Source organism: Bacillus sp. SN32 (assembly GCF_002837495.1).
Classification (GTDB): Bacteria; Bacillota; Bacilli; order Bacillales; family Bacillaceae; genus Bacillus; species Bacillus subtilis.
This window is the reverse complement of the sequence record NZ_PJCT01000001.1, coordinates 263,168-275,784: the sequence shown is the minus strand read 5'-3', so window position 1 is coordinate 275,784 and position 12,617 is coordinate 263,168. Positions and strand designations below refer to the sequence as shown.

Annotated in this window: 11 protein-coding genes, 1 pseudogene and 1 other annotated feature; of the genes and pseudogenes, 1 reads left to right on the top strand and 11 read right to left on the bottom strand. The window is 41.8% G+C overall.

All coding sequences use genetic code 11. The annotated features are described in order from the left end of the window. Positions 1–102 precede the first annotated feature (102 nt). From spx to oppA, 8 genes and pseudogenes are all read right to left on the bottom strand, one after another. Positions 103–498 carry a transcriptional regulator Spx gene (gene spx / locus CW370_RS01495; protein WP_014476435.1) on the bottom strand — a complete coding sequence of 132 codons (396 nt, stop codon included), beginning with the start codon at positions 496–498 and terminating at the stop codon, positions 103–105. Positions 499–678: 180 nt separating this feature from the next. Further along, a complete protein-coding gene (locus CW370_RS01490; protein ID WP_003224597.1) occupies positions 679–1,257 on the bottom strand; it encodes a GNAT family N-acetyltransferase in 579 nt (192 codons plus the stop codon). Between the two features lie 231 nt (positions 1,258–1,488). Further along, positions 1,489–2,265 (bottom strand): annotated as a pseudogene (locus tag CW370_RS01485) (MFS transporter); the annotation flags it as partial. Positions 2,266–2,371: 106 nt separating this feature from the next. Further along, a complete protein-coding gene (gene oppF / locus CW370_RS01480; protein ID WP_003245567.1) occupies positions 2,372–3,289 on the bottom strand; it encodes an oligopeptide ABC transporter ATP-binding protein OppF in 918 nt (305 codons plus the stop codon). A gap of 1 nt (position 3,290) precedes the next feature. Further along, complete coding sequence (gene oppD, locus CW370_RS01475; protein WP_077670618.1) at positions 3,291–4,367, bottom strand: oligopeptide ABC transporter ATP-binding protein OppD; 1,077 nt, start codon at positions 4,365–4,367, stop codon at positions 3,291–3,293. A 4-nt stretch (positions 4,368–4,371) separates the two neighbouring features. Further along, a complete protein-coding gene (gene oppC / locus CW370_RS01470) occupies positions 4,372–5,289 on the bottom strand; it encodes an oligopeptide ABC transporter permease OppC (protein WP_003232954.1) in 918 nt (305 codons plus the stop codon). A 3-nt stretch (positions 5,290–5,292) separates the two neighbouring features. Continuing rightward, positions 5,293–6,228: an oligopeptide ABC transporter permease OppB gene (gene oppB / locus CW370_RS01465; protein WP_003245554.1), complete on the bottom strand. Its 936-nt coding sequence runs from the start codon at positions 6,226–6,228 to the stop codon at positions 5,293–5,295. 107 nt (positions 6,229–6,335) lie between these two features. Continuing rightward, positions 6,336–7,973 (bottom strand): oligopeptide ABC transporter substrate-binding protein OppA, encoded by a 1,638-nt coding sequence (oppA, locus tag CW370_RS01460; protein ID WP_015252360.1) that lies wholly within the window; start codon positions 7,971–7,973, stop codon positions 6,336–6,338. 470 nt (positions 7,974–8,443) lie between these two features. Further along, positions 8,444–8,658 (top strand) — a binding site (T-box leader). Positions 8,659–8,716: 58 nt separating this feature from the next. Here oppA and trpS point away from each other — a divergent pair. Continuing rightward, positions 8,717–9,709, top strand: coding sequence for a tryptophan--tRNA ligase (gene trpS / locus CW370_RS01455; protein ID WP_024572740.1), 993 nt, complete (start codon positions 8,717–8,719; stop codon positions 9,707–9,709). A gap of 35 nt (positions 9,710–9,744) precedes the next feature. On the opposite strand, the gene CW370_RS01450 is transcribed toward trpS, so the two are convergent. From CW370_RS01450 to CW370_RS01440, 3 genes are all read right to left on the bottom strand, one after another. Beyond that, a complete protein-coding gene (locus CW370_RS01450; RefSeq protein ID WP_003239298.1) occupies positions 9,745–10,497 on the bottom strand; it encodes a YjbA family protein in 753 nt (250 codons plus the stop codon). 205 nt (positions 10,498–10,702) lie between these two features. Continuing rightward, positions 10,703–11,617, bottom strand: coding sequence for an oligopeptide ABC transporter permease (gene opp4C, locus CW370_RS01445; protein WP_015383348.1), 915 nt, complete (start codon positions 11,615–11,617; stop codon positions 10,703–10,705). 15 nt (positions 11,618–11,632) lie between these two features. Further along, positions 11,633–12,583: an ABC transporter permease gene (locus tag CW370_RS01440; protein ID WP_015252362.1), complete on the bottom strand. Its 951-nt coding sequence runs from the start codon at positions 12,581–12,583 to the stop codon at positions 11,633–11,635. Between the last annotated feature and the right edge of the window lie 34 nt (positions 12,584–12,617).

Here is a 12,617-nt window from a genome sequence, read left to right as displayed (position 1 = left end):
GAAAAGGTAACAAAATCCTAAAACAAAAAACCGTTTTAGGATTTTGTCAACTATCTAAAAAAGAAGGCTGATGACTCAGCCTTCTTTTGATGATACGATCTATTAGTTTGCCAAACGCTGTGCTTCTCTTAATTGGAAAGAGCGAACTTTTCTTGGCAGGAAACGTCTGATTTCGTCTTCGTTATATCCGACCTGCAAACGTTTTTCGTCAATGATGATCGGACGGCGAAGCAACCCTGGATGCTCGTTGATCAAGCGGTACAAATCTTGCAGCGGCATAGATTCAACGTTCACATTCAGTTTTTGGAATACTTTTGAACGGGTTGAGATGATTTCATCTGTACCATCCTCAGTCATTCGAAGAATTTGTTTTATTTCATCAATTGATAAAGGTTCAGAGAAAATATTTCTTTCTACAAATGGAATATCGTGCTCCTCGAGCCACGCTCTCGCCTTTCTGCATGAAGTACAGCTTGGTGATGTGTATAGTGTAACCATTCATCTTCACTCCTCTAATTAGTAGGATGAACATCTATTTTATTCTTAAATTGAAATTACTCTAAAAAAGGAATCTTTACAGGTATTATACTATAAAAAAGTAAGTGTGAACAGTATCCTAAGAAAAAAATGTGTCAATCCAGCAAATTTTTAATGTTCATGATATGTTCTAATTCTCAATTAGCTTAACTGATCGAAAATATTTTTTTGTTTTTCTTCATCAATGAGTTTCAGGACTTCATCCGTTTTTTCGTACGATTCCCCGTACCATTTCTCGTCTTTATAAGTATGAATGTTTTCATATGTCTGTTTCATGGCTTCAAGAATTTCTTCTTCTGATTCTGTTTTTGGTGACCAGTACAGAATCTCCATCTTGTTTACTTCATTCGTAGCCAATGACCGGCGCCGGTACCCAATTGACTGAGCATGCTTGAAATGCTCTCTTTGATAAAACCTCAGGCGTTTTTCTGTATCAGTATCATCTTCATCCACAGGTTCCACCTCGAGCAATATGGGCTTATTTTTCTTTTTCAGCTTCGCGATCAATTTGCCGCCAAGCCCCTGCCCTCTTGCATCCTTAGACACATACAGATAATCAACGAAGATAAAAGAATCGAATTCCGCAAACATTAAAATATGATGTTTGCCTTCATCTTTATGATAAATATCGCTTCGCTCTTTCAGAAGAGCTTCCATATGCGCTTTTGATTTCATTTCTTCAATTGGAAAGTACTCGCTAAGCTTTTCATACCAGTTCATTGATTTGCTCCTTATGAGTTCGTTGTCTTCATACTTTTAGATATACCCCATTTCTTCTTGTTTAAACAGCCTTACATCTATAAAGACGTGCGAACTTCCTCCATGGTTTCATTTTTTTTCAGCAAAAACCGAGCCATCTGCTCCGTTCATTTTGAATTGTTTCTCATTGAACTCGATTTTCCCGCCTGTAATGAACCAGGCGGGGCTGCGCCAGTGCAATCAGAAATGTTAGGAAGCGTTAAACATCCCCCACCACACCTCTGTTTCATGCAAAACAGCCGCAGTAAATGCGAGGAGAATAGCAGATGACCATACGGAACCCGCCAAAGCTTCTATCATGTCCATTACAGTAATGTCTCTTACAATAGGGATGATCATTAAATCCTTCCATATACTTCTGGCAGATGCTGTTTCAGCAGTTCCTACAGCCTCTTCTTCATTTACATGCAGCACACTGATGGAAGCTCCCGATAGAACAAACAGGCAAATGGCAGCGCCGACAACGAGTTCAAAAGGGACGGCGTACGTCAGAAGGCCTCCAAGGCCCCAGCCTGCTGTTAAGAACAATTGATTCGAGAGGGAGATCACACCATTCGCTTTTACATATTGCTTCTTTGGAACAATAATTGGCAGCAGCGCAAATCTTGCCGGCTGAAAAAAAGCGCCCGCGAAGGAAAAACAGAACACAAACAGCAGCGTAATCCAAAAGAATGCCTGTCCGTGATGAGTGACGCTGTATGCCATCAGTATTGTAAAGACCGCTCTCAGCAGATTCGCTCCCGCAAGCACCTTTTTAAAACCGAGAATGCGAAGCACCGGAGAGACGCAAAAGCTTGCTGCTATACTCGCAAACGACATGAACGATAAAATAAGGCTTGCCAAAAAAACGGAGTCAGTCATTTGATAGACCCGGACCATTAAAACGATTGTGACGAGGACTCCTGCTAAAGATTGAAGAGATTGAGACAGCAATAGCGCAAAAACATTTTTGTTATGCAGAAATTGAATTGTATTTCGCCTCCGCTTATTTCCTCTAATTGTAAATGTTATCATTCTCACTTTCTATGAAGACGCAAAAAAATCCTTCAAGAGATTCTCTTGAAGGATTGATGAATCATGAAAAAGCTTTAAATTCGGCTTCCGTGCACATCACAAAATGTCCCGGTTTGACTTCACGGAATTCCATCGTTTCCCCATCCTTTAATTGATGGACAGACGGATCATATTTCTGGCGAACGCGATTTCTCTCATAGTCCGGATCAGGAAGCGGAATCGCAGAAAGCAATGATTTTGTATATGGGTGAAGCGGATTTTCATAAAGCTCATCTGCCGGCGCAAGCTCAACCAGTTTCCCGAAATACATGACGCCAATGCGGTCACTGATGTATTTGACCATCGATAAATCGTGGGCAATAAACAGATATGTGAGCCCTTTTTCTTTTTGCAGTTCTTTCATTAAATTCACGACCTGCGCTTGAATGGATACATCCAAAGCGGAAATCGGCTCATCCGCGATAATGAATTCCGGATCAACAGCAAGAGCTCTGGCAATCCCGATTCTTTGGCGCTGGCCGCCGGAAAATTCATGCGGATAGCGGTTCGCGTGTTCCTTGTTTAAACCAACTGTTTCCAATAGTTCATGAACTCGCTGCATCCGCTCTTTTTTCGTTTTCGCCAGCTTATGAATATCAAGGCCTTCAGCAATAATATCAGCAACTGTCATTCTCGGATTTAGGGATGCATAGGGGTCTTGGAAAATCATCTGCATTTTGCGGTTGAATTCCAGCAGCTTTTTCCGCGATTTTCTCCCGTGCACATTTTCACCGTTAAACAGCACCTCACCATCGGTTGCTTCGTACAGCCGGATAATGCTTCGGCCTGTTGTCGATTTACCGCAGCCAGATTCACCAACCAGCCCTAATGTTTCACCTTTATAGATATCAAATGATAAATCATCTACAGCCTTAACCGTTCCCCTCGGCGTGACAAAGTGCTGTTTTAAATGTTTGATTTCTAATAGTTTTTCAGTCAATTCATTCACCTTCTCTCACTAAGACAGGTTTTTCATACGTATTTGCCAGTTTACGCATTTTCGCTTTTACCGCTTCAGGCGGCTCTACCTTTGGCGCATCAGGATGAAGCAGCCACGATTTTACATAATGAGTATCGGATACCTTAAACATTGGCGGCTCCTGTTCAAAATCGATTTTCATCGCATAAGAGCTCCGCAGGGCAAAAGCATCTCCTTTTGGCGGGTTTGTCAAATCAGGCGGCGTGCCCGGAATGGCAGTCAGCTCTTCCTCTCCTGAACTTTCCAGTGTCGGCATGGATGCAAGAAGCCCCCAAGTGTACGGATGTCTCGGATCGTAGAAGATTTCGTCTACCGTACCGGTTTCTACAATCTGTCCCGCGTACATGACAGCGACCCGGTCAGCAACGTTAGCCACAACACCAAGATCGTGTGTGATAAAGATGATGGACGTGTCAATTTTCTTTTGCAAATCCTTCATTAATTCCAAAATTTGCGCTTGAATCGTTACATCAAGAGCAGTTGTCGGCTCATCGGCGATCAGAAGCTTCGGATTCGCTGCAAGCGCCATGGCAATGACAACCCGCTGCCTCATCCCGCCTGAAAATTCGTGCGGAAATTGGTTAACCCGCTTTTCCGGCATTGGGATACCGACTAATTCCAGCAGTTCAACCGCGCGTTTTTTAGCCGCTTCCTTCGAGATCTTTTCGTGTTTAAAAAGCACTTCCGTAATTTGTTTACCGACCTTCATCGTTGGATTTAAAGAGGTCATCGGATCTTGGAATATCATGCCGATCTCTTTTCCCCGGACATTTTGCATTTCTTTTTCGGACAGCGGCACCAGATCCTTTCCTTCAAACAGGATCTCACCGCGTTTGAAATAACCCGGAGGCATTGGAATCAGCTTCATGATTGCCTGAGAGGTTACACTTTTTCCGGACCCTGATTCGCCGACGATAGCCAGCGTCTCTCCTTTATCCAGATGGAAATTCACTCCGCGGATCGCTTGGACCTCTCCGCCATATGTTTTAAATGAAATTGCTAAATCTTTTACTTCTAATAGGCGTGTCACCCGTATCACTCCCTTATTTACGTAACTTAGGATCCAATGCGTCTCTTAATCCGTCGCCGACAACGTTAAAGCCAAACATTGTAATGCAGATAAATCCGGCAGGGAAGAATAAACGCCACGGATAATAGGTCAATGCAGGCAATCCGTCAGAAGCCATCGTTCCCCAGCTTGCCAGCGGAGCCGGAACACCGAGTCCCAAATAGCTTAAAAAGGCTTCTGTAAAAATCGCAGTAGGAACTGTCAGTGTCATCGTGACCAAAATAGAACCCATTGCGTTTGGCACGATATGTTTAAACAGAAGACGGGATGTTTTTGCACCCAGTGTCTGTGAAGCAAGCACATACTCCTGATTCTTCAGCTGCAGCACTTGTCCGCGCACGATTCTGGCCATATTAATCCAGCCTGTAATCGTCATGGCAATAATAATCGTAAATAGACCTTTCGGAAGAACAACCATCAGTAAGATAACCATTAATAATGAAGGAACTGCCCAAAGGATGTCAGCGATACGCATCATGATTTCGTCCGTTCTGCCTCCGCGGAAGCCTGAAATGCTCCCCCAAATGACGCCGATCAGCAAATCAAGAACAGCAGCTGCAACACCGATAAAGATTGAGATTCGCGCCCCTACCCATGTACGGACGAAAATGTCCCGCCCAAGATCATCTGTTCCGAACCAGTGATCTTTTGAAGGGGGCTTATCCGCATTTAAGAGATTAGTAGTTGAATAATCATACCTTGAGAACATCGGCGCAAAAATTGCCATAAGGATAATAAGTACGATAATGATAAGCCCGACCATTGCAAGCTTATTGCTGCGGAAGCGAAGCATCGCATCTTTCCAGAGGGAAAGGCTCTTTTTACTTATTTTTTCTGCATCGCCGGCATTCGCTGCGGCTGGTTCAAACATGTTTTTTGGAATGTTCTGCATGGCCTAGGCTCCTTTCTTTGCTTTGGAAAGCTTGATTCTTGGATCAATAATGCCGTATAACACATCTACGATTAATACACACAATAGCAAGATGACACTGAAAAACACCGTTACACCCATAATGACCGTATAATCACGGTTTGTAATACTGTTGACGAAGTGTGCACCAAGCCCCGGGATCCCAAAAATGGTTTCAATAATGAAGCTCCCCGTTAAGACCTGTGCGGCCATCGGGCCCATATATGTAACAACCGGCAAAAGCGCGTTTCGAATGGCGTGCCGCACTGTAACCGCTGGGCGGGACAGCCCTTTCGCTTTCGCTGTGCGGATATAATCACTGTTTAACACTTCGATCATGCTTGAACGGGAAAGTCTGGCAATAAACGCCATCGGCATGGAAGCAAGTGCGATTGAAGGCAAAAAGGTGTATGCCCAGGAATCCCACCCCGCGACCGGAAATAGCCCAAGCTTCATGGAGAACACATATTGCAGAACAGCCGCCATGATAAAGCTCGGAACCGAAATACCAAATATCGTTAAAATCGCGACGGTATAATCCTGCCACTTATTATGGTAAAGGGCTGCAATGACCCCAAACAATACACCTAACGCTAAAGCGAGGAGAATAGCTTCTGCTCCAAGAGTAAATGAAACGGGGAAACCTGAACTGATCAGGTCGTTAACACTCTGACCTTTATATTTAAATGACGGTCCGAAATCCCACATTGCAACTGATTTCAAATAACTGACATATTGTACAAACAGCGGCTTGTCCAAGCCATAATGCGCATTTAAATTTGCTTCAATTTCAGGCGGAAGCTTTTTCTCACCTGAAAATGGCCCGCCCGGTGCTGCTTGCATTAAGAAGAATGTCACAGTTACAATCACAAATAGTGTGATAATCATATAGACTAAGCGTCTTCCGATATATTTTAGCAAGGGGGAACACCTCCATGGTTTTTACATTTTTATACTCCATCAGTAAGAAAGGTATATGGGGCTTTTCTCCCCATATACCTTGAGGTCTTTTATTTTCAGACGTAGCCTTATTTAAAATATGCGTTTCTGAAATAAACCTCACCAGTACCTGGCATGATAACACCTTTTAGGTTTTCATCCTGTACCCAAGTATCAGTATAGAAATAGATTGGGGCAACCGGCATTTCATCAATGAAAATACCTTCTGCTTTTTTCAGCAGCTCTGCACGTTTTGTTTTATCTGTTTCAGTTTGTGACTGATTCAGAAGCTTTTTGAATTCTGGATTTTCCCAGCCTGTATCGTTATTTCCTCCGTTTTTGTCACGGAACAATTCAAGGAAGTTGATAGGATCATTGAAGTCGCCGAGCCAGCCCATACGGCCGATTTGATAATCTTGGCTGTGGAGCTTATCAATATAGACATTCCACTCTGAGTTATCAAGCTCAACATCAACGCCTAAATTTTTCTTCCACATTTCTTGTACTGCTTGAGCGATTTTCGCGTGTGCGTCATCAGTGTTGTAAGACAATTTGATTTTTGGCAAATCAGATGCCTTGCTTAAGCCCATTTCTTTTAGGCCTTTATCAAGGTATTCTTTTGCTGTTTTGACATCATTGTCTTTGAAGTATCCTTCTTTGTTATCCTCAAATCCCTTCATTGTAGGCGGCACTGCAGCCATTGCCGGGATTTGCTCTCCTTGCGTAACGTTTTTAACAATCGACTGACGGTCAAGCGAATATGTTAAAGCTTTACGGATATTTACGTTGTCTAATGGCTTAGCTTCAGTGTTGAATTTGTACCAATACACACCTGCAATCGGCTCAACATGTAAAGAACCGTCTTTTTTCAGGGTCGGCAGGGATTCTGTCGGAAGCTGTCCGAGCGGCATACCGGCCCAATCAAGTTCGCCAGCTTGGAATTTTTTCAGTTCCGTATTGTTATTGTTGATCATAACCATATCAATTTTCTTCAGTTTGACTTTGTCTTTATCCCAATACTGGTCATTTTTTTCGAGAGTAATAGAGCCGCTGTGTTTCCATGCCGTCATTTTGAACGGCCCGTTTGATACATAATCATCTCCGGCATTTGTATTCCACTTTTTATTTTTCTCTGCAATTTTCTTGTTGATCGGCATATACGTATAGAACGCAGTTAATTCAGTGAAATATGGAGTCGGGTTATTTAATTCAACCTTCAGCGTTTTGTCATTCACAGCTTTTACTGCCACATCATCTAGGCTGCCTTTGCCGGTATTCGCCGCTTCAGCACCTTTTATGTAGTAGAGCTGGTAAGCGTATTGCGATTCGTTATTAGGATCAAGCGCCCATTTCCAAGCATATTCAAAATCTTGTGCTGTTACAGGGTCTCCATTAGACCATTTCACACCATCACGAATGGTAAATGTATATGTCTTTCCGTCCTTGCTCGTTTCAATTTTAGAAGCCATGCCTTCTTCAGGCTCACCATCTGCATTGATACGTGTCAATCCTTCAAAAGTCTGACGGATGACACCGCCTGATACTGAATCATTTGCCAATCCCGGATGTAAGGAAAACGGCTCAGTTTTAATATTAATGTTAAGTGTCGTCTTTCCTTTACTGTCCTTTTTCCCCTCACCGTTTGATCCGCTGCCGCCAAAGCCGCACGCGCTCAGCACGAGAGTGAAAATGAGCATCAACGTGACAATCGACCAACGTTTTTTCATATTCGCAAACCCCCTAATAATAATTTTCAGCTCCTTACGGCTAAATCCTCAGAAATATCAGACAAATGAACCTGAGTTTCCACAACTTTTATTCTGTTCCGTCTTTTCTGATTATTTTTGTAAAAAAGCTGTAACAATAGAGTGAACAAGTTCATTATAATGAAACAAATAATTTATTGCAATATTATTTTATCAATTTAAAATATTTAAACTTCGTTAGTTTTTCTTCCATGAACATAATATCCTTCTACCATTTAAAGCATAAATTGATTAAAAACTTTTTCATGTGTTTTCTGCCCATATTGCTTTTTACATATAATATCTGCCTGTTTTTACGCTGATAGCAGTTATCATTTAAGGATTTTACAGCACTCGTGTTATTTATATTATTACAATTTTACTGGAAAAAAGAATGTTTTTTCATGATGACAATTGGTTATAATTGATTTATAATGAAGCAATCAAAAGAAAAGCTTGCTATGAAAAAGAGTAGTACACATTTCACCTGTTTGAAGAGAGTCTGCGGTGCTGAGAGCAGATAACGGGCAATGTGGAATGGACTTTGGAGCAGCTGACCGAACTGGAAAAAAGTAGGCTCAGCCGGAGCAGTCTCCGTTACAAACGTCAGAGTGATTTCATTTTAATGGAATAATCAGGGTGGTACCACGGTTCATTCGTCCCTTTTTTATAGGGGAAGAATGAGCCTTTTTTATTATGTTTTAAGAAATGAGGTTGATGTTTTCATGAAACAAACGATTTTTTCAGGCATTCAGCCAAGCGGCTCAGTGACGCTCGGCAACTATATCGGTGCAATGAAGCAGTTTGTCGAACTGCAGCATGATTATAACAGCTATTTTTGCATCGTCGATCAGCATGCGATAACTGTTCCTCAAGACCGGCTTGAGCTCAGAAAGAATATCCGCAATCTCGCGGCGCTTTACTTAGCTGTCGGACTTGATCCAGAAAAAGCAACATTGTTTATTCAGTCCGAGGTCCCCGCGCATGCGCAGGCCGGATGGATGATGCAGTGTGTCGCCTATATCGGCGAGCTTGAGCGGATGACTCAATTTAAGGACAAATCCAAAGGCAATGAAGCTGTCGTCTCCGGCCTGTTAACGTATCCGCCGCTGATGGCCGCTGATATTCTGCTGTACGGAACGGATCTTGTACCTGTCGGCGAGGATCAAAAGCAGCACCTTGAACTGACGCGGAATCTTGCAGAACGCTTCAACAAAAAATACAACGACATCTTTACGATTCCGGAAGTGAAAATTCCAAAAGTCGGTGCACGCATCATGTCTCTGAATGATCCGCTGAAGAAAATGAGCAAATCTGATCCAAATCAGAAAGCTTATATTACCCTGCTGGATGAACCGAAGCTTCTTGAAAAGAAAATCAAAAGCGCTGTGACAGATTCTGAAGGCATTGTGAAATTTGACAAGGAAAACAAACCGGGCGTTTCTAACCTTCTTACAATTTATTCAATCCTCGGCAATACGACAATTGAAGAGCTTGAAGCAAAGTACGAAGGAAAAGGCTACGGCGAGTTTAAAGGTGATTTGGCAGAAGTCGTGGTGAACGAATTAAAACCGATCCAGGACCGCTATTATGAGCTGATAGAATCTGAAGAATTAGACCGGATTCTTGATGAAGGCGCGGAACGGGCGAACCGGACAGCAAACAAAATGCTGAAAAAAATGGAGAATGCCATGGGTCTTGGAAGAAAAAGACGCTGATCAAAAAACCGCTCTTTGCAAAGAGCGGTTTTTTTTCAGTTTACCTTTGATTCGTTTTCCATTTCCCATAGCTTTTCGAAAAAAGGCTGTCCTTTTATTAGGTTTTCGCAAAAAGCTAGGTGCTTGTCCGACCAGCCTTCAATTGTTTCGTTATACAGCATGTCCCAAATCTCTTCAAAGCTCATCCTTTTGATTTGTTCATACATATGCGGATTCCACTCTGTGTACCAGTAGCCGATTTCCGCCCGGTTTTTCAGCCCTTTCAATTGGTCAAGCGCCATAAACATCAGCTGCTTGATTTGCCGTTCTTTTCTTGTCAGTCCTCTGACATGTTCTGGTGCTAATGATAAGATGTGATATTCCTTGGAGGATTCCAGCTTCTTTGGCTCAAATTCATATGTTTCAGGCTCTACATCTTTTACCATTTCATAAACGAGCTGCTCTTGTCTTGGGATCAGACGGCTTTTTCTGACAGGGATTGTATAGCCGATCGTGTCGACAGCTAAAATGCCGATTCCGTCTGTTACGACAAAACAATACTCAAGCTTTGTCCGCTCATGATTTTTCCGAATGTACGATTTCTGATGTACGTCTTCAAGCAAACCTTTCGGAAGCTCTGACAAATCGTTTTCTATGTAATGAAACAGTACTGACGGCACCCTTAACAGCGGCACCTGATCCAAAAGCTCAACCGTATCTTCCTTGCGCCATTCGTGAAAGTGGCATACATTGTAGCCATTTTCTTCCCCTTCAAACCAATTGACCCACACATCATGAAGAAATAACATCTCTAACCCCTCACTTTTATAAAAACTGTTGTCCACAGTATAGGCAAGGGACAGAGAAATTATTCCAAAGAGATTGAGGAAATCTGGAATCACTGGGTTTATGTAAGAATCACAAAAAGCAGATCTCTTTGTATATTTTCTAACAAAAGGAGACCTGCTTTTTTTCTGATTTGGTGATATTTTATCACAGATATGATATTCATTTTTATTTAATATTTTTCGGGTCAAGCGCATCCCGCAGGCCATCACCGACAAAGTTGAAGCATAAAACGGTCATTAAAATAAATAGCCCGGGAAATAACGGGTACCACCATGCTTGAATCATTAATGTAAAGTTTTGAGCATCCTGAAGCATGTTTCCCCAGCTAGCGATTGGCGGCTGGATACCGAAACCCAAATAGCTTAGCGTTGATTCAGCTAGAATGACACTCCCTACTTTTAGAGTAGCGGAGACAATAATTGGTCCAATACAATTCGGTAATATATGCGAAAAAATAATTTTGTGATTTTTTGTGCCTATTGTTTTAGCAGCCAATACAAATTCCCTTGACCTTAGAGATAAAAACTCACCTCTGACTAGTCTCGCTGTTGTAGTCCAACCCGTCAAAGAAAAAATCAAAATTAACTTATCCATTCCGGGTTGAAAAATTGTAACCAAGGTAATAAGCAGAAAAATATCAGGAATAGATAAGACTACGTCGACAGCCCTCATTAATACAGCGTCTACTATTCCTTTAAAGTACCCTGCTACAGCTCCAACAACCGTACCTATAGTAATCGCACCAATTACTGAAGCAAAACCGACTAATAAAGACACACGAGCTCCATATAACACCCTTGTAAATATATCTCGCCCAAACTTATCCGTTCCCATTAGATTTTTAGGGCTTGGCGGCTTCAGTTTATTTAAAAGTGATTGACTCTCAGGTGAGTAAGGCGCAATAAAAGGGGCAAAGACTGCCATTAAAATAATAACTGTTAATATGATACCCCCAACAACAGCAAGCTTATTTTTGAAAAATTTCTCAAAAAAGATCCTAGTCATTGTTTCTGGTTTTTTTCTAATATTTTCTTTTAGCTTTACCTCATTAGAGGGAGCCGCAGTGTTTGGATGTGCCATATGTGTCTCCCCCTTTTAATATTCAATTCTCGGATCAACTAATGCATACAAAATATCTGCAATCAAGTTCCCCAGTACAACCAAAACAGCAGAAATTACAGTCATGGCCATAATAACCGGATAATCTCGAGAGAATGCCGAATCAATAAATAACTTCCCTAATCCCGGCCAAGTAAAAATCTGTTCAACTACTACAGCACCGCCAATAAATGAAGGGATCATCAATCCGAAAATTGTAATAACAGGCAGAAGGCCATTTCTCAATCCATGTTTGAAAATAACTTTATTTTCTTTAAATCCTTTGGCTCGAGCTGTTCTTATATAATCTTGCTTTAATACATCAAGCATACTTGATCTTGTATAACGAGTAATACCTGCCATATCCGCAGTTGCTAAAACAAATGCAGGCAAAATTAAATGATGGAGCCTGTCAAAAATGTTAAAGTCAGCGTTTAAAGTGCCGACACCTCCCGTAGGAAACCAGCCGAGATTTACGGAAAGAACCATTATAAGAATTAATCCGAACCAGAAATTTGGTATTGCCAGCCCTAAAAATGACGTGACAGTTATACCATAGTCAAGCTTAGAATAAGGGCGTTTTGCAGAAAGAACACCGAAAGGAATTGAAATCAGAAGAGCAACAAGAGTTGAAAAAACCATAAGCACCAGAGTATTCGGTAAACGTGAAAGGATTAGATCGGAAACTGGTGTCCCCTTTTTTACAATAGATGTCCCAAAGTCGCCTTGGAGCATATTTCCTAGCCATTTTAAGTATTGAACAGGTTCTGGATCATTGAGCCCGTACTTCTCAATAAATTTCGCTCTGTCAGCTTGGCTGATTGTCGGATCCATCATAAGTGACATCGGATCACCTGGCGCCGCTTTCATTATCGCAAATGATAAAATTGTAATGCCCAAAAGAATTGGCAGAGACATTAATGTTCGACGAACAATATATGTAACCATATTCTTGTCCCCTTTTCTAAAATAGGATAAAGAG

Bases quoted from the DNA above. Each gene is read 5' to 3' on its own strand.
- spx (WP_014476435.1), bottom strand. From the start codon at position 498: ATGGTTACACTATACACATCACCAAGCTGTACTTCATGCAGAAAGGCG.
- CW370_RS01490 (WP_003224597.1), bottom strand. From the start codon at position 1,257: ATGAACTGGTATGAAAAGCTTAGCGAGTACTTTCCAATTGAAGAAATG.
- oppC (WP_003232954.1), bottom strand. From the start codon at position 5,289: ATGCAGAACATTCCAAAAAACATGTTTGAACCAGCCGCAGCGAATGCC.
- oppA (WP_015252360.1), bottom strand. From the start codon at position 7,973: ATGAAAAAACGTTGGTCGATTGTCACGTTGATGCTCATTTTCACTCTC.
- trpS (WP_024572740.1), top strand. From the start codon at position 8,717: ATGAAACAAACGATTTTTTCAGGCATTCAGCCAAGCGGCTCAGTGACG.
- CW370_RS01450 (WP_003239298.1), bottom strand. From the start codon at position 10,497: ATGTTATTTCTTCATGATGTGTGGGTCAATTGGTTTGAAGGGGAAGAA.
- opp4C (WP_015383348.1), bottom strand. From the start codon at position 11,617: ATGGCACATCCAAACACTGCGGCTCCCTCTAATGAGGTAAAGCTAAAA.
- CW370_RS01440 (WP_015252362.1), bottom strand. From the start codon at position 12,583: ATGGTTACATATATTGTTCGTCGAACATTAATGTCTCTGCCAATTCTT.